19 protein-coding genes are annotated in these 20,701 nt (G+C 62.1%); 3 read left to right on the top strand and 16 right to left on the bottom strand.

Annotation, left to right across the window (positions count from 1 at the left end; genetic code table 11):
* The first annotated feature begins 938 nt into the window (after nucleotides 1–938).
* A complete protein-coding gene (locus tag O2K97_RS08240; RefSeq protein ID WP_165116550.1) occupies nucleotides 939–1,439 on the top strand; it encodes a hypothetical protein in 501 nt (166 codons plus the stop codon).
* A gap of 112 nt (nucleotides 1,440–1,551) precedes the next feature.
* A complete protein-coding gene (locus O2K97_RS08235) occupies nucleotides 1,552–2,025 on the top strand; it encodes a hypothetical protein (RefSeq protein ID WP_269218884.1) in 474 nt (157 codons plus the stop codon).
* 248 nt (nucleotides 2,026–2,273) lie between these two features.
* Here the strand turns inward: O2K97_RS08235 and O2K97_RS08230 are convergent, their stop codons facing one another.
* Nucleotides 2,274–2,921, bottom strand: coding sequence for a hypothetical protein (locus O2K97_RS08230; protein ID WP_269218883.1), 648 nt, complete (start codon nucleotides 2,919–2,921; stop codon nucleotides 2,274–2,276).
* A gap of 426 nt (nucleotides 2,922–3,347) precedes the next feature.
* Here O2K97_RS08230 and O2K97_RS08225 point away from each other — a divergent pair, with 426 nt between their 5' ends.
* Nucleotides 3,348–3,749, top strand: coding sequence for a hypothetical protein (locus tag O2K97_RS08225; protein WP_269218882.1), 402 nt, complete (start codon nucleotides 3,348–3,350; stop codon nucleotides 3,747–3,749).
* A 98-nt stretch (nucleotides 3,750–3,847) separates the two neighbouring features.
* Here the strand turns inward: O2K97_RS08225 and O2K97_RS08220 are convergent, their stop codons facing one another.
* The 15 genes from O2K97_RS08220 to O2K97_RS08160 form a co-directional block, all read right to left on the bottom strand.
* A complete protein-coding gene (locus tag O2K97_RS08220) occupies nucleotides 3,848–5,635 on the bottom strand; it encodes an ABC-three component system protein (RefSeq protein ID WP_269218881.1) in 1,788 nt (595 codons plus the stop codon).
* On the bottom strand, nucleotides 5,632–5,877 hold the full coding sequence (locus tag O2K97_RS15655; RefSeq protein WP_331276127.1) for an ABC-three component system middle component 6: 246 nt from the start codon (nucleotides 5,875–5,877) through the stop codon (nucleotides 5,632–5,634). The genes O2K97_RS08220 and O2K97_RS15655 overlap by 4 nt, the downstream gene beginning before the upstream one ends.
* Nucleotides 5,874–6,770 (bottom strand): ABC-three component system protein, encoded by an 897-nt coding sequence (locus O2K97_RS08215; protein ID WP_269218880.1) that lies wholly within the window; start codon nucleotides 6,768–6,770, stop codon nucleotides 5,874–5,876. Before O2K97_RS08215 ends, O2K97_RS15655 begins: the two co-directional genes overlap by 4 nt.
* Nucleotides 6,771–7,627: 857 nt before the next feature.
* Entirely contained in the window at nucleotides 7,628–8,071 is a 444-nt protein-coding gene (gene gspM / locus O2K97_RS15715) for a type II secretion system protein GspM (protein ID WP_419466113.1), read from the bottom strand.
* Nucleotides 8,072–8,142: 71 nt separating this feature from the next.
* On the bottom strand, nucleotides 8,143–9,177 hold the full coding sequence (gene gspL / locus O2K97_RS08210) for a type II secretion system protein GspL (RefSeq protein WP_269218879.1): 1,035 nt from the start codon (nucleotides 9,175–9,177) through the stop codon (nucleotides 8,143–8,145).
* Nucleotides 9,178–9,233: 56 nt separating this feature from the next.
* Nucleotides 9,234–10,190: a type II secretion system minor pseudopilin GspK gene (gene gspK / locus O2K97_RS08205; protein ID WP_165116536.1), complete on the bottom strand. Its 957-nt coding sequence runs from the start codon at nucleotides 10,188–10,190 to the stop codon at nucleotides 9,234–9,236.
* Nucleotides 10,191–10,231: 41 nt separating this feature from the next.
* Nucleotides 10,232–10,783, bottom strand: coding sequence for a type II secretion system minor pseudopilin GspJ (gene gspJ, locus O2K97_RS08200; RefSeq protein ID WP_240893512.1), 552 nt, complete (start codon nucleotides 10,781–10,783; stop codon nucleotides 10,232–10,234).
* 41 nt (nucleotides 10,784–10,824) lie between these two features.
* Complete coding sequence (gene gspI, locus O2K97_RS08195) at nucleotides 10,825–11,193, bottom strand: type II secretion system minor pseudopilin GspI (protein WP_165116532.1); 369 nt, start codon at nucleotides 11,191–11,193, stop codon at nucleotides 10,825–10,827.
* A complete protein-coding gene (locus O2K97_RS08190; RefSeq protein ID WP_241004619.1) occupies nucleotides 11,186–11,587 on the bottom strand; it encodes a GspH/FimT family protein in 402 nt (133 codons plus the stop codon). Before O2K97_RS08190 ends, gspI begins: the two co-directional genes overlap by 8 nt.
* 43 nt (nucleotides 11,588–11,630) lie before the next feature.
* On the bottom strand, nucleotides 11,631–12,083 hold the full coding sequence (gene gspG, locus O2K97_RS08185) for a type II secretion system major pseudopilin GspG (protein WP_269218877.1): 453 nt from the start codon (nucleotides 12,081–12,083) through the stop codon (nucleotides 11,631–11,633).
* 13 nt (nucleotides 12,084–12,096) lie between these two features.
* Nucleotides 12,097–13,314, bottom strand: coding sequence for a type II secretion system inner membrane protein GspF (gene gspF, locus O2K97_RS08180; RefSeq protein WP_165116528.1), 1,218 nt, complete (start codon nucleotides 13,312–13,314; stop codon nucleotides 12,097–12,099).
* The gene (gspE, locus tag O2K97_RS08175) at nucleotides 13,314–14,867 is read right to left on the bottom strand and encodes a type II secretion system ATPase GspE (protein ID WP_269218876.1); all 1,554 of its coding nucleotides are present in this window, start codon (nucleotides 14,865–14,867) and stop codon (nucleotides 13,314–13,316) included. Before gspE ends, gspF begins: the two co-directional genes overlap by 1 nt.
* Nucleotides 14,864–16,981 carry a type II secretion system secretin GspD gene (gene gspD / locus O2K97_RS08170; RefSeq protein ID WP_269218875.1) on the bottom strand — a complete coding sequence of 706 codons (2,118 nt, stop codon included), beginning with the start codon at nucleotides 16,979–16,981 and terminating at the stop codon, nucleotides 14,864–14,866. The genes gspE and gspD overlap by 4 nt, the downstream gene beginning before the upstream one ends.
* Nucleotides 16,978–17,733: a type II secretion system protein N gene (locus O2K97_RS08165; RefSeq protein ID WP_269218874.1), complete on the bottom strand. Its 756-nt coding sequence runs from the start codon at nucleotides 17,731–17,733 to the stop codon at nucleotides 16,978–16,980. The genes gspD and O2K97_RS08165 overlap by 4 nt, the downstream gene beginning before the upstream one ends.
* 287 nt (nucleotides 17,734–18,020) lie before the next feature.
* A complete protein-coding gene (locus O2K97_RS08160) occupies nucleotides 18,021–20,603 on the bottom strand; it encodes a TonB-dependent receptor domain-containing protein (RefSeq protein ID WP_269218873.1) in 2,583 nt (860 codons plus the stop codon).
* Between the last annotated feature and the right edge of the window lie 98 nt (nucleotides 20,604–20,701).

The following is a 20,701-nucleotide window of genomic DNA, read 5'->3' as shown; positions in this document are numbered from 1 at the left end:
CCGAGCCGCAGCGTCGAATTGTCCTGAGTCTTTGGGGCTTCTAGAGCGGCTTGCAGGCCTGCACGCGCGCCCTATTACCGGGGATGTGCGCTTCAAACCACCAACTGATCGTATTGCAAACGCGGCCCTCGTAACGTCAGTAGTCGTCAAATGCGCCGAGCGTTCGGGCGCATCGGTCCGCCGCTGTCGCAGCAGCATCCTCCCCTGAGCTCAAGCGGGGCCAGGCGTCGATCTCTCGGAAGTACTCCTCTCCCATCGTGACGCACTCCCTAAAGCTGCCAGCCTTTCTCAGGATCGTGGCCGCTGGAGCGTCGCGGCTAGGTGGCTCCAGGCTTTCCGATTGCGGCGCCACAACGGGTCGGACAGACGCTGGAGACGTTTCAGAGCTCGTCGTGGTCGCGCCGGCCAAGAAAGACACAACCGCGACGGTAAGCATTGCGGCCCCGATGAAAGTTCGTCGCAGCCACTTCCCCCACTCGCTGCGCTGAAGCACCTTCACACGACGGTTGAGGTCAGCTTCCCGTCGCTCCAAAATGCCTTCCCGTTGAGCTATCTCCCGCTCCCGAGATGTCAGATTTTCATCACGCCAGGATTTCTGAGCATCCCCCAAAGCGTCGTTCGCTCTTTTCAGCGTCCCCCCAATCTTCGGCAACATAAGCTCCCCCTATCAACGCGCGAAGCGCACTGACTAGTGCGCGTTTCTAGTCCCTCCAATAGCGCTGACGCTCGGGCACCGTCGAAGCTACTGGTTCGTTCGCGACAACTCGGTGCACTTTTCAAGATCTGCACTAAGGCCGACCGCTGCTCCATTTCTTCCCATCCCTAAACCCCCGGATTGGTCCATCCATCGTATTCCCGATTCGTGGAGCTGGAGCCGCAATCACCGGGACACGCAGGCCGTGCCCGCTTAAGCTGCGGAATCAGTTAGGTGGTAGGACATGGCGCTGTCGATGTTTGAGCGGGCGAAGAGATCATTAGCCCAAGCGGTATTGGTGGCGACAGCGTTCGGCTGCGCCGCGACTACGCTGCCAACGCGGGCGAACGCTCAGGAGACACAGGTGTACCGAGGTGCCCCTCGTCTGCCCGACTTCCAAGGTGCGGACCGCAGGTTCGGGACTTACAGGACCCGCATCAGCAATGAGATGCGAACTGGCCCGAACTTCGCATGGCGGTACGCTGTCGTCGAAATCGGATGCGGCACGTCTTGTCGCTTCGTGTTCGTCGGAGACGTCTCGACAGGGCGGGTTTACGATTTTCCGTACGGCGGGGAAGAATTCTACATGCTCAACCTCCGCTACAATGTGAAAGAAAACTACGTGACCGCCCGTTGGATTTCCGACGGCGTGTGCATGGAAGATTTTCTCGAGTGGGACGGTGCGCGCTTTACGTCGGCAAATAAGCGCGTTGTCGGACCGCGTACGATTTGCGAAGCGCTCTAACAGTCGGGCTCTCAGGGTAGGTCGTGGGCTCGACCGCCGCAGTAGCCATGCACATTCGGTTGCGCACTCCCGGCGCGTTGACCGGCCCACATCTGTCTAAGGAGCGACCATCATGAAGCTGACTTTGCTGATAGCTTTCCTCCTCTGCGCTCCCACCCTAGCGTTGGCGCAGTCCAGTTCTGCTCCCATCATTGCAAGCGGAGCGTGCGATGAGCAGTCGGGCGTCACTATCGATGAGGGCGACCTAAGCCGGCTGTACTGCGACACGGTGGTGATCATGCGCAGCGAACGGGGGACCGTGCTGATCCAGTTCACAGACAAGCAAGGTGATGACGGACGAATTCTCGGCTTCGCCGGGACCATCGAGGGCAGGCAAGGTTTTGGTGCCGACGCTACGCAAATGATGGCGGTGGAGAGAGTTTACCTCGGCGGAGCCGATCCGGTCCCGACCGAACGTGGCAGCTGCATCATGAACTGGACAGGTCTGCATAGAACTGGCGGACGTTTGACCAGCGTCGTATGCGGCGGGCGAGGCGAGGCCGAGGGCTCAGACATCATGGCCATGGCTGCGCTAGAAACCCGGTAACCTTCACACGCGCACGATCGAAACGCAGCCGGCGGCAGTCGATAGCCACTTCGAGTTCGCCTGGGCCTTGAGCAGAACGCCAAAGCCGAGGGCCCCTCTTCTCCTCCACCTCAGTGCACTTTTGGTATTCTGCACTGAAGGACGAGCGGCAGCTTTGCGCCAGCAACGGACATTCGCACCGGCCCCGAAAGCGGACGCTAAGTGGGCCGTTTGCGAAGGTGGCCGGTTCCAATGGATGCGCTCCGCGATCAAGCGGACAGCCGCGATATCAGCAACGCGTACTCGCCATTGGACAGCAACAAGGCACCATCTCCGGCCTTTTCGACCAGTGGATTGGCGTGAAGAAGACGTATCGCGTCGGAAGCCTTGGGCAACGCGGGGCCATCCGCAGTGTCGCTCAAGCCCGGACAGTCGAGACGCCCGGCCGGGAGCGCCGCCCCACCGCTTTTTCGGAGCTGACCCTCTCCCGTGTATTGGAATGTCAGGTCGACCTCAGGGCAATCCCGAACCCGGAGCCGATTTCCCTCGATGACTATGCGGGTGGGCACTTCTGAAAGGCCGATCCCGGCCGCGCCCCCGCCCGGGGGAAACCAAGAAACTTCGAGCATTTTCCACGAGCCCTGAAGCTCGGCCATCGAAGCTAGGTAGGAGAGGCGACGCACGGACGGGCGCTCGAGGATCAATTCGTCTTGCCCCGCGCGCAAGCGCAAGCGATCGACACTGACGAAGTCGACACTCGGGTTCCGGTCGAAGAAGCCGAAGTAGCGCACCTCCCGCGGGCCACGCTCCGGTCCGCACCCGATCTGCGTCTGAACGCGGTCGCCAACCGGCTCCGCAATAAAGCGCCCGTCGGTGACGCGACCCAGTCGGCCAGTGTAGTTGCACTCGATCCTCAAGGCGACGCCGTCCCTCCCAAAATCGGCGTAGGCGGCGCGCCCAGTTCCGGAGAGCCGTCTGGGCCGATAGCCTTCGAAACTGACGACGTCCCATTGGCCAGTGACATCTGTTGTGGCCGCAATCGACGCGGGGGGCGGAACCGGAGGCGTCGGTGCGTCTTCGGGGCGACCTGCTGCCTCACTCACTGACTCTGAGTTCGGGGCGCACGCGGCGAGAGCGAGGACCATAGCTAAGACCGTCGGACCCAATCCTTTATGCGCTCTGTCGCTCATGACAATCCTTTCGCTGCCGCACTACCGATGGGCAGTATGTCGGCCTTCTCAGATTACTCTGTTTCCTTGGTCCCGCAAACCTTCGCCTGCCGGCATATGCTGCCTTTCCCTCGCCACAACCGCTGTCCTTTATGAGGCCAAAGGAGACTGCTCATGTCCTTGCGTCTGCTCGCCGCCCCCACCGCCTTGATCGCCGCAGCCGCGGGCGGCGCGGCCTTGGCCTGCAGCTGCATCGGCTATCCTGACGCCGCGACCCAGCTGGCCGAAGCCAGGCTGATGGTAGTGGCCCGCGCTGAATGGACGAAGCCGGAGCGTGGCGCGGCCCATGCGGGCCAAAAGGTCACTCGCTTCCGTGTCGTGCGTACCATTAAGGGCGAGACGCGCCGGGCTTGGCAGATCGCACATCATGTCGATGGCGCGACGTGCGGCGTCACCTTCGAACCGGGCGAGGAGTACGTCGTCATCGCCGGCGCTTGGGAGGGCCGCATGAGTACTGGCCTATGTCAGCAGGCCCGGTTCCCGCTCGCTCACTATGAGGCGGCCGCTCGCCGCTGAAGGCCGCATAGCGCCAACAGTCGACGTTGCCATGTCGCCAGCTAGCCGACGTTCTGGATACGGATGGCGGGCGGACTTTGGCGGCACCTACGACGAAATTATTCGTCGGCTTCGTCCTCCGCTTCCACATCAGTCGCGAACTTGAAGCCAAACAGCCCGCCCTTTTCAGAGTCGTCGAGTTCGGGCTTCACAACGAAGTTGCGGAAGGACGTTTCGCCTTCCCGTTCAGCTTTCTCAAGATCGTCAGAATTTATCGTGATGATGTACTGGCCGCCCACGGCCGCTAGGCGATCGTGAGCCGTTTGAAGCGCAGTCGCGACTTGGCGGCCGTCAACGCCGTCGAAGATGTGGCTGTCATGGATGAGGAAACCGGGCCATTCACCCCGCTCTGAACAGACCGTCGCGAGCATCAGGTCGAAGGTGAATATCTGCATCTTCCCAACGCCGTCACTGGCAATGTCCGGGCGGTGGATGAAGACGCCCAAGCCGTCGGCAGTGGCCTTGATCTCCAGACTTGCCGGCTGGTCGTAAAGGCTGCCGGAAATCTCGTCGAAGACGGTGATTGCTCGGTCGACGGCCGACGCGCGTTCCGCCAGATCGTGGGTGATTTTTCGTTCGGCCTCAGCGCGTTTGACCTTCAGATCGGAGCGCAACAGGTCAATCTTGCTATGGAGCTCAAGCTGAGCTGTCAGCTGCTGATGCTCCGAGCGCAGCTGTATAAGCTGAGCATCCATCTGGCGGTAATGCGATAGCGCCCCACCGCTGTTGATCGTCGTAAGCAGTTCATTCCGACGCCGCTGCGCGACGGCGATCGTCTGGCGCCTCTGGGTTGACCGCGCCCGCGCATCATCAAGTTCCGTTTGGAGGTGGAGGTGCCTGTTCCTGAGGATCGCCCGGTGAAATTCCTCGACCTTCTCGTACTTCGCCAAGCTGACGCCGGGCAGAACGACGCCCGCCTCGGCATAAACCCGCTGGAGATCGGTAAGCTCAGGCGGTCGTTCGTCGGCCAGTGCGCGTTCCAGATTCGAGATAATCTCCTGGTCTAGGAAGTTCGCGTTGGTGAGGTCCTCGATCTCCGCCTGGAGTCGGTTGGCATCGGCAACGAGCTCGTCATAAGCAGAGACGATTTGGAAGCCTTGCAGATCCGCTTCCAGCTTATCGATCTGGCGAGCGATCCTCGCAGCTCTGGTGCGAAGCTTGCCGGGGGTTCCTAGGCTTTCTTGGATGAGATTAGACTTTAGCAGCCGCGTGAGGTTCGCCTTCTCGCGCTCAGCGTCCTTGACCTTGTGAAGCTCGACAATGCCTTCACGGTCTAGCCCCAGCAGAAACGCCAGTGGCACCTGCCAACCAACGGCTCGTTGGCTGCCGACGTTCTTACGCCAGTCGATGTAGCCGTCGTTGCGCTGCCGACGGGCGAAATAGGGGAAGCATGCTCTGAAGCTGAGCCAAGCCGCACGCTCTTGCGAGACCGGAGGCAAGCCGAAGGTCATGCGGCCCAGCAAATCCTTCCAGTTGTCATCGGAGATTGTGACAGTGCCGTCCTCGGCGATGTCAGGCTGGACCGGCCAATGCTTGAAGTCACCGACAAGATCGATCGTGCCCGGGCTTGCTAGCGATCTGGTGGCGCTGATCGGATGCGCGCCGAGAGTAAGGTCCAATGCGAAGGAGGCATCAGCGAGCTCTGCCGCAGACAGCGGTGAGCTCGACTCCTTCGAACCTCCTAGGACGAAGTGAATGACGTCCAACAGGCTGGACTTGCCCGCACCGTTCCGCTTTCCGCTTGCACCAGCGGCCGTGGTCCGATTGACCAGGACGATGTTGAGTCCGGTGCGAAACCGGAGATTTTTGAAGCTTGGAATCGTCGGGCTTCGAACGCCGGTGATCATTGCGTCGACCTTCGAACCACGCCCCGATTGAGCGAGACCGCACCCATCATGAACAAGAGGTCGAGGGCAAGTATGAACCAGTCGTAGCTGATCGGCGCGCGAGGATCATCGGTTTCTCGCCTTGCCCTCACGGAGTCCCACAGACTGGAGACCGTCTGGGGGGCGTCCAGCTGTTCAAGCAGGTGTCCACCGACCGAAAGAAGGGCGCGTTCCGTAGAAAGATGCTTTGCAGGAAGGATCATTGGATTGTCGGCGCGTCTTCGAAGATGTCGCAGCGCTCGAACAGATAGGAGAGCACGGCCAATCCAGCCGCTTGCTGCTGCGGAGTGCCGGACGTTCCGACGAGCCGGTGCAAGTAGCCGAAGATCGTGTCAGGCGGTAGGCGCAGCGCGTTCAGCTCCGCGTATCTTTCGCGGAATGTCTGCGCAATTCGCTCCCCCTGCTGGGGATTGAATTGGCTGTCGATGAATGACTCAACGAGCCGCTCCTTGCGCCGACCGGCGCGAAGTAGGTCGGCGGCTTCGACGGACAGACGGTTGTGCTCAAGCTTGGTGGGAGACGGAGCTCTTGGTTCTATTCCAATGTCCGGCTGCCCGAGGGCGATCGCGTCAATGACTGGCTGCAGATCACTGTAGCCCAATCGCTCAAATATCATCGCCGTGGGCGCTGGGCCGAACAGCGCGGCGGCATGGGCGCGGCTTAACAGCGGCACGAGCGCTAGCAACTCTGGCTCGGACCAAGGAGCGAGGCGGACATTTGGGTTGGCGGTCCGAAGCGTCTGAAACAGGTTCGTCACTTGAGGGGGGAGGCCGTCTCCGTCGTTGTGGACGAAGTGCCAAGATTGCATCCGCGGCCAATGCTTCACGGCACCCGCGAAGTCGGCGTTGACCTTTTTCAACGCCTCGGGCGCGCTCATTTCACGAGGTGCGTAACACTGGAATACGCTGCCGGTGCTGATCCGCCAACCGTCACATTTCCAATCGCCTACATTGCCATAAGGACGGACTTCTTCGAAGTCGTCGCCCCATGCATAGCCGGCGAGCTTGACGAACCAATCTTGGAACTCAGTCCCACGCTTCTCGAGGAAGTGGGTGCGGAAGATGACCCCGTACCAGAGACGCTCCAATTCATCCACTTCGCGCTCCCCCGATTTTTATTACGCAGAGCGTACAGGAGGAATGCCCGCCACCTCAATACGACCCGCGAAAGGCCCCCCCGCGCGCAAATAGGAAGCCTGAATGCGCCGGCCATCGCCTAAGTGCATATCCCGGAAGAGGACGTCCCGGACGTCAGCAATGAGTCACAAGCGGCCGATCCCCCTCCCCTACCCTCAGTGGACTATTCGCAATCCACACTGAGCGACGGCTTTGCGCCAGAAGCGGACATGCACTGACCGCCAGAAACGCGACACTCAGCATTGCCTACTCGGCTCGACAACGTCCGCTTTCCGGTCGGAACCATTTGGACACTCCAACCGGTGGATGACATATTGGGGGGCAATCGTTCTGGATCTCTCAAGTCCAACTTGAACTGTGGAATTCATGCTTCGACAACCCGGTTCGGAGTTATTTTGCTACCTAGTCGAAGTAGATTTAGCCTCAGTGCTTGATGATATACTCATCAAATGAGGAAACGTTCCCTGCCGTAATGGCCCGAATAGACCCTCGTCTGACAGTCATGTGTCCGCAAGCTAGGGGCTTTTGACGTGTTCTCTCGCGCTTCCCAGCGAATTTTGAGGTAAGACCCACGCTTACGTTTTGGCTAGAGCTTTTCAGACACGCGAACCGCGACAAGCCTTCTCGATCTGCACAATGGAGAATTAGGTGAGAAACATGCGGTAGGGAGAAGTCCCTAGCCGATGTTGGTGGGACGCGTCGGGGAGCTTTCGGGAAGAAGCACACTATCGGCTTCTGCAGTACTTGCCGTGAGGCTAACAAGGGCTGCAGCCATTGCTCAGCCGGAGGGCTGGCGGATCAATTCTCCGCAGCTCACTTAATGCAAAAGTTTAGCTTTCGTTGGATTTAGAGTGATTTCTCTAGATCGTCTCGCGTTCGAGACGGCGCAAATCCGCCATCGACTTGCAAGGTTGCGTCCGCATTCTCGACTACTGCCAAGCGCGACACTTCCAGCCCATGCTCGTCCTTCAGCGCTGCAAGCCACGGAAAAATCTGCGCGCTGGTCGTCGAGGGGGTCCATTCCGGTCGTGACCACGAGCCCGGCAACTTCTGCGCTTTGGCGGATCACAGGCTCAATGTCGGCCGAAGACCCCTTTGAGCCTTCCCGACCCAGATCGCGGGACAGCCGCCTTACGCCAGCGTCAACCTTCAGCAAAGTGATGCGCGCCTCCTCACGCCGCTCCGCTGCAGCCTCGCGCCAGGACCACATTGGGCGCACGACAACCAACCAAATCAAAACTCCAGCGATCAGAAGGACCATGACAGCCAGCATCTGCCGCTCACGGTCCGTACGAGACCACCACCAGCGCGTGGCTGGATCAAACACGGCGCTCATATCGCAGTTCCTATCTGGACTTCGCTGACGACGCGGCCCGCATCATCGACCGTGCTTTGGTCGCTCATCACAAGGCCGACGCTCGCAACTGCCCGCTTCATCGTATCGAGGTCTTCGTACGCGGGATAGCTCACAGTGGCTCGCCCACCCCCTTCGGGATCGGCGGTAAAACTGTCGAGTTCAGCGCCGTCGACAGCTTCTACAGCCGCAAAGAGCGCCGCCGCAACGCCGGTTATTCCGCCTGGGGGCGATGACATGAGGCGACGCTCCAGAGCCGCCCTGGGGTCGGACGACGCCGCGAGATCAGCGTCCGTCCGCATCAGTGTCGCACGGGTCTGATCCTGCATTCGCTTCGCCATCAGGTCGTCACGCGCCGCCATGGCCAGGGTCAGGATCAACGGCGTCAACACCAGGACGCCTGCAAGCGCCGCAACCCGCCTCCAACCGCCACCCACCGAAGCGCTGCGGCGTTCAATCAGATTGACGATAGGCCGCAGCGACGCCTGGATCGTCAGCCGTTCGACGTCTTCATGAATGTTCGGAACGACAAGCCGGCGCTCCCCGGTAAGGAGTTCGACCATATCGGGCTGAACCGTCGCGGCAAGGCCCTGACCACGCAGCGCCACATTGGGCGGGAACGACACCGCCACGACCTCCTCGTCCGATAGCGGCGCGGGAACGGCGAGCATGTCCGGCAACAGCACGTCGGCGGTGACACCGAGCGCATCGCAATAGTCCAGCCAAACCCGGCGCAAGGCCGGGTCGAACATGACGGCCATCTGGGCCTCGCCCTGAACGGCTTCGCCTAGAGCGACCTCAAGGCTTTCTGGCGGCGACCCGAGTTGGTCCCGTAAAGCCCAAAGGACTGCTGCGCGTTTCTGGACGTCGCTACCAGCCGGCACAACCACCCACCGGACGAGGACATCGGCGCCCGGCGCAATGACGACCGTTCGCATGGCCAAGGGCTTCTCGACCGGATCGACCGTCATCAGGCCGCGCTGCAAGACCGCGCCGTCCGGCGCAACGACCATGAACGGAGCCGGTTCGGACGCCAGGGCCGGGATCAGGATTAGGCGCGTATTGGAACTCATTCGTCGAGGGTCCAGCGTTGGATGACGGTTTTGGCCCCGCCCTCGGGGGGGGCGTATAGAAGGGCGGTGCGCACGGCGCGAGAGCCGCCGTAGTCGACATCGATCCGCAGATCGAAATAGCGTGTGAGAAGGCTCGTCTGTTCACGCGCGTGCGGAGAGGCCGCAGAGCCGAGAAGCGCAGGCTGGCTCCAGAAAGCGTCGACGCTTGGCCAGCCGTTCCGGGGCCGCGCCTCGATCGCGGCGCGCGCTGCCGTAAGGCCGATCTTGCCGTCCAACACCATCACCAGCAGGGGCGCCGCCTCCGGCTGCAGTGTGTTGACGTTGAGCACACTGGGCCGAGCAACCGGCAGAGCGCAGACGAAAGGTCGCAGACGGCGGTAGGTTTCGGCGTCGAACCCGCGGATCGCGCGAAGTTCGCTGACCTCGGCCAGCATCACGCCGCCGGTTCGATAAGGGACGGCCGAACCGGCGTATGCGCCGTCCTCTGCGCCCGCCGCTCGTGTCGCCGGATCGACGTCCAGCCAGTCCACCAGACCGTCCGCAGCGGCGAGCGCCGACCCTTCCGTCAAACCGAGGCTTCGTCCGAGGGCGATGAACTGCGCGATCCCGGCAGGGCTCGCCGTGAGATCCTCCCCCTGACCCTCAACCACGCTGTTAAGATTGAAACAGTTCTGACCGTCGCGCACGACAGCACTCAGATTTCCACCATCGATCGGAAAGCTCAGGAGGCGACCGTTCCATTCAGGCTCCAACGGCGTCCTGGTCGGCCCTGCCGCGATGAGTTGCTCAATCTGACGCAATGCGAGCAACTCGGCGCCGTCGGCATACAGCTGGGCTTGGGCTTGGCCCTCGGCGTTTGAGGCGCGCCTGACCGAAAAACGCACGTCATCTAGGACGGCGACAGCCACGACCGACATCACCGCCACCAGCAGCAGCACGGTGAGCAAGGCCATGCCTTCGCGACGTCCTGGCGCCTTGGTTACACCTCGTGAGCTCATCGACCGCCCACCAGAAACAGCTGCTCGACCTCGCCCAGACCCTTCAGCGTCATCACCAGACGCACCGCGTCCGGCATCGGCTTGTCTGCACTGGAGATAAAGGCCGGCGCCTCGACCCCGTCCCTGATGAAGCTGATCTTGAGAGCCGATACGCCGCGATACAGCACCTGAGCCGATCCGGCGCGCGAGCCGTCTAGGCGCGGCGCAACCCTGCGCTCCAAGCGGTCGTCGACAAGGTTGTATTCGACCCGTTGAAGCGAGGCGCGCGGCTGTTCGCCAGGATTGGACCAGCCCGCTCTCACCAGGATCAGGACCGGGGCGCCCGGCCCCGTTGCACCGACGATGGGCTGTTGTTGCGGTCGCCCCGTCGTGCCCCGCGTGCGACGGGCGGCGGCCTGGCCGATATCCGATCTCAGAAGCGCCCGCATACGCTGCAGGTCGCCTGTACGGTCCGTTTCAGTTTTGATAGCGAAACGGTTGTCGATGGTCTGTGTCAGCACCGTCGCCCCTGCTGCGGCGATCAACGCGAAAATCAGCAGCGAGATCATGACTTCGACCAGACTGAAACCGGCCCGTTCTGAAGTCCGCCTCATGAGGCCCGCGCGCGCAAGGCCGTGCGGTCCGCTGCCTGGCCTTCATCACTTGCAACGCGTACCTCGACCCGCTGCAGATCTGCGACATCGGTCGGCGTCACGGTCCGTGTCCAAGTCCAGTCGCGGCCGGCCAGATGGGTGCGTCCGTTAGATACGCCATCGCTGAGCGAAGGCGCGATCAACGCCTCAATAACCAAGTTGTCCGCCACAACGCCGCCGAGAGTTCGGCTTTCGACCCTCGCCGCCGAGCGCGTGTTCTCCCCCGCCAGGTTTAACAGAGCCATGGCGGACAGCCCGAAGACCGCCAGTGCGACCAGCATCTCGACCAGGGTGAAACCACCACGCAGGGCATGTCGATCAGTCATCGATACTGACCTCGCCGGCGCCGTCCACGATCACGACGCGCTGTCGGCCCTCGCGTCTGAGCGTCAGTCGATAGGGCTCCGCCACGCCTGTCGGATCGAAGACGATCCTCAATGTATTCTGGCCCGGCTCAGCGATGGTGCCCGTTTCCCAAGATACCGATTTGAACGGACCCTCTTGGAGCCGCGTCCATTCCCGACCATCGAAGGATTGGAATCCATAGCCTGACGTCGTCGTCTCTACGGCGATCGGTCGGTTAGTGAGCACGGCCTCGTCGCGCGCGCTCATCAGCCGCGCGGCATAGCGCTCGGCTTCTGCGCTGACGGCGGGCCTTGGATCGGGCGCCACCATCACGACGGCGGCGCCGGCCATCGCGATGATGGCGACCGTCATCATCAGCTCGACCAGGGTGAAGCCACCGCGCGACCTGCGACCTGGTCTAGCTCTGCCAGTTGCCAAGGTCCGAATCCTCACCCTCGCCGCCCTCCTTGCCGTCCGCGCCCCAGGAGAAGACGTCAAATTGACCGCCATGCGTGCTGGGGCGGCGATACTGATAGTCGCGGCCCCAGGGATCCTTCGGCAGGCGGCGTACATAGCCGCCTTGTCGGTAGCGGTCGGGCTGCGACAAGCCTTGGGGCGCTGTCACGAGGGCCTGCAGGCCCTGGGCGTTATCCGGGAAGGTGAGGTTGTCGAGCCGATAGGTTTCGATCGCCTGTTCCAGCGTCGAGATATCGGCTTTGGCCTTTCCAACCATGGCCTTGCCTTGGGCCGGCAGGACATTGATGGCGACAACTGTCGCCAAAAGACCGATGATCACGATCACCACCATCAGCTCCACTAAGGTGAAACCGGCGCGTCGGCGGCGTTGCGCCTGTTTTTGGTCCTGGGTCATATCAAGCAACTCCTCACCCCATCGCCAGGGTATTGATCTGAAGAATGGGCAGCAGGATCGACAACACGATCAAACAGACGATCCCGCCCATGACGACGATGATCGCCGGCTCCAGCAGGCTCAGCATCACGGCCGTGAACGTCGCGAATTCGCGCTCGAGATAGTCGGCGGCGCGGTCCAGCATCGGCTCCAGACGCCCGCTGCTCTCGCCGGAGGCTGTCATGTAAACAAGAATGGGCGGAAAAACGTCGGCTCGGCGCATAGCGCTGGACAGGCCGCCGCCTTCGCGCACCGTATCCGCCATCGTCTCGGTCGCGCACCTCAGCGCCCGGTTGGACACGGTGCGGGCGGTAATGGTCAGACCCTCCAAAACCGGAAGCCCAGCGGCGATCATCGTCGACAGTGTCCGCGCCATCTTTGCGCCATGCAGATCGCGGGTCAGTCGCCCCACCAGGGGCAAGCGCAGTTGAAGGCTGTCGATCGTCAGTCGGAAGGACGGGTTCCGCCATAGCGCCGCAACACCGAGCGCCCCGATGGCGATCACGAGCGCGAACAACCAGCTCCAGTTCTGCATCAGTTCCGATACCCCGATAACCAGGCGCGTCAGCAGCGGCAGGGTCTGACCCATGCTTTCGAACTGATCGACGACCTTCGGAACGACGAAGGTCATCAGGGCCCCGATGACGCCCAGCGCGACGACGGCCAGTACGAGAGGATAGACCAGGGCCGTGATCACCTTGCCCCGAACCTGTTCATCCATTTCGAGCCTGTCGGCTAGGCGCTCAAGGATCGACTGAAGCGCGCCGGACGTTTCGCCCGCCGAAACCATCGCGCGATAGAGCGGCGGAAAGGCCCTGGGTTCTAGGGCCATCGCATCCGACAGACGCCGCCCGCTCATCACTCCGCCGTGCACGGTCTCCAGGATCATTCGCACCATGGGCCGATCCGCCTGAAGCGCGATCGTGCGCAAGGCTTCTTCGATGGGCGCGACCGAAACCAGGGTCGCCAGTTGCCGTGTCGTCAGCGCGAGGGCTTTGGAACCCAATCGCCCGGGCTTGCCGGAAGGCGCGCGTTCGACGCGGGACGATGCGCTGGTCGAAGGCGTGATGCTCAGGGGAACAAGTCGCTTTCGATCCAAGGTCTTTCGGACAGCGGCATCGTCCGTCGCCGCCACAGCGCCCGTGACGGTTCGGCCCGCCGTGTCGACAGCCACGTAGTCGAATAAGGCCATCAGGCCGCGACTCCTTGTGGCGACGCTGGAATCTCAAGGTGTGCGGCGTCCTGCGGGGTTTCCTGCCGGGCGACACGGACGGCTTCCTCGACAGAAGTGACGCCGGCGACGACAAGTTCACGGGCGCTCTGGCTCAAGGTGCGCCCTCCCCCGTCCGTCGCCGCGAACGCGACCGCGGCGATCTCCTCTTCTCCAGCCTCGGAGGCGATCAAACGCCGGACGCGATCGTCCACGCGGACCAGCTCGTAGAGACCTGTGCGTCCGACATAGCCCGTTTGGTTGCAACGCGCGCAGCCATGCGGTCGCCACACCATCTGGCCGACGGCGACTCCCGCTAGTTTGGCGGTTGCGACATCTGCTGGTTCCGGACGTCGACACTCGTCGCACAGTCGTCGCACCAGCCGTTGGGCGACGATCAGCCGAAGAGTCGAGGCCAATAGGAAGGGTTCCACGCCCATGTCGCGCAGGCGCGTGATGGCGCCCGCCGCGTCGTTCGTATGGACGGTTGTCAGGACAAGGTGTCCCGTCAACGCCGCCTGAACGGCGATGCTGGCCGTCTCGGCGTCCCGAATTTCACCCACCATGACCACGTCCGGATCTTGGCGCAGGATGGCGCGAAGTCCGGCGGCGAAAGTCATCCCCACCTTGGTGTTGACTTGGGTTTGGCCCACGCCGTCGATCGCATATTCGACCGGATCCTCCACGGTCAGAATGTTGCGGGTCGCATCATTGAGCAGGGAAAGACCCGCATAGAGGCTGGTCGTTTTGCCCGATCCCGTGGGTCCGGTCACCAATATGATGCCATTGGGCTCTGTCAGCGCCGCCCGAAAAGCCTCAAGCACTGGCGGATCCATGCCGAGTCGATTCAGATCCAGATCGGCCTGCGCCTTATCGAGAATGCGCAGCACGACACGTTCTCCGCCCCTTGAAGGCAGTGTCGAGACACGAACGTCCAAGGTCTTGCCCCCTAGGGCGAGCGGAATCCTTCCATCCTGCGGCACGCGTTTTTCGGCGATGTCCAAACGCGCCATGACCTTGATGCGCGATACCAGAAGCGGCGTGATCCGCGGGTTTAGACTGAGAGCCCCGCGCAGCACGCCGTCCACCCTCATCCGGATCGTCAGCTCGTTTTCAAACGGCTCCAGATGGATGTCGGAGGCTCCCGCCCGGACCGCTTCGGCAATCACGCCGTTGATCAGCCGGATCACGGGGGCGTCGTCGGCGGTGTCCAGAAGATCGGCGGCGGCCGGCATGTCGTCGATCAGACTATCCAGACCGCCGGGCATGCCGCCGCCCGGCAGACCCAGATCATCGCCGTCGCCGGTCACTAATGGGTCGCCCGCATAGATCTGCGACAGATAACGATCGAACGTCGCCTGATCCATGTGTTCAATCTTGAGCGGACGCCCGAGCACACGGCGAGCCTCTATGAGACACGCCGGGTCGGCCCCTTCCCTCAAGCCCACCGAGGCGACTTCGCCGGCCTCGAGCAGGACCACGCCGCTGCACTTGGCGAAACCATAAGGCAGCGTCGGATTGATCCGCGTAATCATGGGCGACCGCCAGGGGGCGGAGCGCCATCCGCGACAGGTTGCAGGGGCGCCCCTGCAACCGATGCGACAGGGGGGGCGCCGACTGGAAGCTGTTCAGGCGGCGTTGCGCGCATATACTCACGCAACATTTCGTCCAGGCTGGGCTCAACACCTGGCGTGGCGTTCATTTGCTGCCGGCGCATATAACCCCAACGATCAGCGGCCAGCCTTTGGGCGTCCGCCTCCGACCTCACGATCGTCGGACGGATGAAGATCATCAGGTTGGTTCGGCCTCGCTGACGGCTGGAGGACCGGAACAGAGCTCCGATGCCGGGCAGGTCGCCTAGCCCCGGGACCTTGTCGATCGACAGCCTGTCATTCTGGTCGAGCAGGCCGCCGGCGACCGCAATCGCCCCGTCATCGACGACCATGGTGTTCTCCAACTCTCGCTTGTTGAGGACGAGATCGGACGAAGAATTCGTCAGGACGCCATTGATGCTCGACACCTCTTGACGCACGTGGAGTGTGATCGAGCCGCCTGCATTGATCTGAGGTCGAACGGTCAACTTAACGCCGATGTCCTGGCGCTGAGTCGTTCGGAAGGGATTGGAGTTGCCGTCGAGCAGCGTCTCCCCCGTCGTGATCGGCACCTCCTGTCCCACCAGGATTGTGGCCTCCTCATTGTCGAGGGTCATCAGCGACGGCGTCTGCAGCAGGTTGGAGCCTTCGTCAGTCTTCGCCGCATTGATGATAAAGCCGAACAGGCCGTCGCCGATGCGGCCGCCACCGCCGCCGACAAAACCGTTCGCACCCAGCAGACTGTTAAGCGCCAACCTCTGTAGCTGATCACGGACGGTCGCATCCTTAGGATCGTCCAATTGACCGGCGACCGCGCCGCCTGCGATCGGCGCCAGAGGGGTCGACCGATTGGGATAGTTTGTCAGCCCTGCGGGATTGCCGTCTTCCCCCGCTAATACCCATTGCACGCCAAGCTCGCGGACCGCCGCATCGCTCAGTTCCACAACGATCGCCTCAATCAACACTTGCTGGCGACGAGCGTCGAGCTGGCGGATCACTTCGGCGAGCATCCGTTGCGTATCTGCTGAGGCCGAAATCACCAGGGCATTTGCACCGGGGAAACGCGCGATCGTGGCTTTTTGACCAGGCAATACGGTGGTCGGCGCCGATGCTGTCGTGTCCACAGCCGCCGCCTGACCGACTCCGCCCGACCGGGCCTGGCTTGCAGGCGCGGCATTGGCGCTGGCTGCCGTGACTTGCTGACCCACGATCTGCTGCAGGACGGGCAGAAGCTGTTCTGCGTTGGCGTGTTCGAGGAAGACCACCTTGACGTCGTCCGCCGATTGGGCGCGCCGGTCCAGGTCTTCGATCAGCGGGCGAACGCGCGCGACGGCTGCAGGATCTCCGCGCAGGATAACGGAGTTGGAGCTCTCGACCGGCGTCACGGACACCATGCCTTGTCCGGGCTGTCCGCCCGGCGGTGCAAGAACCGTCTGAAGGACGGCCGCAATCTCACGCGCCGAGGAGTTCTGCAGCGTCAAGACATCGAATGTCCCACGATCCACGTCGATGCGGCCAATCAGGGCGCGAATACGCGTCAGATTGTCGGCAAAGTCCGCAACGACCACGCTGTTGCCGGCGGGGTTCGGCAAGACCTGTCCCTGGGCCCCCACCAATGGTCGAATGGTTTCCGCCGCCGAGGCAGCGTCGATGTTGCGAAGCTGGAATACCTCGGTCGAGAACCGCTCGGTTCCGACGGTCGACGGGCCTTGCGCCGCACCGGCCGCTGGACTGATGCGGTATGCGCCTGACCCTGTCGGCGTCACGACCAGACCGTTGGCGCGCAGTGTCGACAGGAAGACTTCGAACAGCTCGGCGCGACTTAGTGGCTTGTCACTGGTCACCGTGACGGTCCCTGTCACCGCGGGGTCGACGATAAAGGTCCGCCCGGTCATTCGGGCGACATCTTGAATGAACGCGCGGATGTCTGCGCCTTGAACGTTCATGGTCTGCCGGCTGGCGGATTGGGCGATGGCGGGCGAGGCTGCGATCGGCCCCTGTACGAGCAATATCGCCGACAAAACGCCGACAAGAAGGTTGGAACTGCGTCGGTTCACCGAGTTGTCCTTATGGTGGTCGTCTGCACTTGGCCGGCTCGCTCGAAACGGACTTCGGCATTTGCGCTATTGGCAAGCTGGCCCCGGAGGGCGGCGATCCGGTCGAGGCCGGTCAGTTCATTTCCGTTGACGGACAAAATCACGTCCCCCGACTGGAGACCCGCTGCGGCCAGATGGTCGCCGGAACCCGAAACCGTGAAGCCCTTGATGGCCATTCCCTGCATCCGGGGACGCAGCGAGGCCTGGGCCATCAGTCTAGACGGATCAACGACAGCCACGGGGGCAGAGGGCGCGGAAGCGGGCGCTATAGGACCGACCACCTGTTCGCCGGCTGGCGGCGGAGGCGGAGGCGGCGCCCCAACGGGCACTTCAGAGAAGATCAGGCGGCTGACAGACTGCCCCCGCGCCAGGGTCACATAGTTCTGACCGACTTCCTTGAGCACCAAACCGGGTTCGACTTCCTCGCCAACCCCTACGGAAATCTGCCGGCCATCAGCCAGGCCGATAATCGCGGATCCGTCCCCTGAGCCGCCACTGCGCACGCCGAACAGGCGAAGCTGGGTCGCGTCAGTGTTCGTCACATCAGCCAGGCTGCTTACATCGCCTGTGCGGAAAAAGGCATCGAAGCGTTGAAATATGCTGGTGTCGGCAGGCTTGATCGGCGGCTGCGGCAGCGGGGCCATGGATGGCGCCCGGGGATCGACCACGATCCACACCAAACGCCCGGCTTGAACTAAAAGCAAGGCGACCAAGACAGCCTCAGCCGCCAATCGTAGACGCGAGCCGCGGTTAAGAACGCGCGCAGACTGCGCAGTCGCGGATGTCCACTGGCGAAGTTTAGAGATCACGTTTGCGCGCCCGACACATGCCGTCGCGTCCAATGCGCGCGGCAAGTTCACGCTCCTAGACCAATCGGCGAGAGGCGGCTTCACTGGTATGCGACATCCGCGAGAACGTCGTGTGACACTTACGGTGCATGCGGATAGATTGTCGTAAAAACGCCAGGGGCCGACTGGATCGACCCCTGACGCTCTATGCCTTAGAAACGCGCCGTCAGGCTGACCGAAGCGCTGGATCCGAGATCGTAGTTGTTGATACGGATCTTGCGGCCCTGTTCCTGATACTCGTCGTAGTCGGTGCCGAGGAGATTGCGCAGCTCAATAGCAAATCCGAGATCTTGACCGATCACGCTGAAGTCCTTGCGGTACACCAGATCGAGAAACACGCCAGGATCCTGAATCAAGTCCGGCTCGCCAGGACGGCCACGCGCCGAGGTCCTTTTGGAGACGTAGTTCACGATGATCGTGGCTTGCGACCTCGCCGTATCGTCTTCCCAGCCGAACTGCAGGTTCGCGACATGGTCCGACTGGCCTTGAAGGCGGCTGCCGTCAATGACGTAGAAGGAAGCCGGCTGAGCGACGCCGAGGCTGGACTGGGTCGTGACGGTATCCCCGTCTTCGACCTTCACCTCAGAGTTGGAATAGGTGTAGTTGCCGGAAACAAGCCAGCGTTTGCTGGAAATGAAGGACAGGCCGTTGTCCGGGAACTCCCAGAACTTCTTCGCCTCCAGTTCGACCCCCTTAACGATCGCCTTCGGGGCGTTGATGAACGTCTGGGATATGCTGGCGCCCTGATCGACGACGCTGGATTCAACCGGCTTGTCCAAATCCTTGTAGAAGAGCCCGAACGTCACATACTGGTTGCGAGCGAAATACCATTCGTACCGCGCGTCCAGGTTCAGGAACTCGGTGTTCACCAAATACGGGTTCCCGATGAAGGTCCTGTCGCTCTCTACGTCGGTGTATTGCTGCGGCGCCAGTTCGCGGAACTGGGGCCGCCCGATGGTCTTAGACGCACCGAACCGCAACTGCATGTCTTCGGCGAAGTTCCAGGTCACAGTCGCCGCCGGCAACACATAGCTTTCGTTGATTTCAGTCGGAAGAAAGCCGGTCGCCCCACCGAAGAGGTCGAACGGATTGACGCTTTGCTTGCCGTCTTCGAACCGGACGCCGAGGTTTAGGTTGACCAGAGGTATGACCTCGGCCTCGACCTGACCGTAGACGGCGTTGACACGCAGTTTCGCATCATATGCCGAAGCGCCGTTCGAACCCGTGATTTCTTCCAGCTGAAGCGTCGACCCGATGTTGAAATCAGAAAACAGGTAATCGACGCGCGAAAGCTGTTGTTCCGGGGTCAAGCCGTTGGGGGCGATGAAGTGAAGCAGACGCTGCTGCGACGAACGGTCATTGTCGCTGCTCGCCACGCCTAGGGTGAACTTGGCTTCACGCGCATCCGAAAGCGGCAGAGTATAGCTGACGTCCGCGCCGCCCGAGATGATGGTGTCGTCCAGGTTGCTGAACGAAATACGGTTGGTCTGGATGTTGTGGATAATATCGCCAGTTGCGTTCTTGCCGTAGCCGAACTGGGTCTCATACGGCGCATCACGCGAGGTCTTCGCATAGGCCACACGCCAGGTGAAATCCCACGCGCCTAGCGTGTGATCGCCGGACAACTGTGTGGTGAACAGCTGACGGGCGAACCATTCGGTGTAGTCGGTACGGCGATAGGCGCCGCCGCCCAAGTCGTCAAATCCAGCGACCGAGCGGGCTTCCTTTGTCGTGGTTCGGACGTAGAAGTTGGTCCACTTAATCTCGTTGTCGTCGTCGGCGAGGCTGAGCGAGCCGAACAGATTGAGACCGATATTGTTCTCGTTGGAGCGGAACACGTAGTCGTCAGCCAGCACTAGCTGACCGCTGTCGATACGACCGGATTGTCGCACGCCCTGGCGACCCTTCCAGCTGTTGTCATAGCCCGCGACGAAAACGGCGCCCAGCGTCCCCCACGGGGTCTGCATGGCGTTGCCGCCCGTCAGGCTGAAGCCAAGGTTCGCAGGTGTCTGCTCTTTCTGGAGAAGTCGCAGTGGAGCGTTCTCGAGCGACTGACCAAGGGTCCGAAGCTGAGCAGCCGTGTAGTTTGGCCCGACCTGAATCCGATTCCCCGATTGGAACGCGAGGTCGATGCCGCCGGGCAGACTGCGGGTGCCGTCGTCGAAGCCGGTGAAGTCCGTGCGCGATCCGAAATAGATCAGGTTGTTTCGGCCGGTGAACTCCGTATCCGCGCCGACAGACGCCTTCATCGTGAAGAAGGCTTCGGTCGGCGCTGAAAGAGTCTGAAGATCTATGACGCCGCCGCCGAACTCACCAGGGAAGCTGGCCGAGTAGGTTTTTTGAACAGTAACGCCCTTCAGAATGTCGGACGGGAACAGGTCCAGCGGAATCACGCGTTGAAGCGGCTCAGGGCTGGGCAGAGGTGAGCCGTTGAGCAGGGCGGACGAGTAGCGCTCACCCAGACCGCGGACATACACGAACCGGCCTTCGACGACCGACAGGCCGGTCACGCGCGTCAAGGCTGCGGCGGCGGAAGAATCGCCGGTGCGTTGCAGGTCTTCGGCCGTCAGGAAGGCGGCCACTTCCGGGCTGGCGCGGTTCGGCTCAGGGATGAAACGGCCAAGAACCACAATCTCATCGACGGTGGACGGCGTCTGATCGATGTCGGTTTGCGACTGAGCCGCCGGGGTCTGCTCGACCGGAGCCGAAGGGTTTTCGGTTTGTGCGAGTGTCATGCCAGGCGCGACCATCGCGCTTGTGGCTAGCAGGACCCCTGTCAGGGTCAGAGTAAGTGTCTTCATGATCTGCGCCTTGAAGGGGGGTGTGACGAAAG

Origin of the sequence: Brevundimonas vesicularis, assembly GCF_027105095.1 — a bacterium.
GTDB classification, from domain to species: domain Bacteria; phylum Pseudomonadota; class Alphaproteobacteria; order Caulobacterales; family Caulobacteraceae; genus Brevundimonas; species Brevundimonas vesicularis_E.
This window is presented reverse-complemented; position numbering and strand designations above follow the sequence as displayed.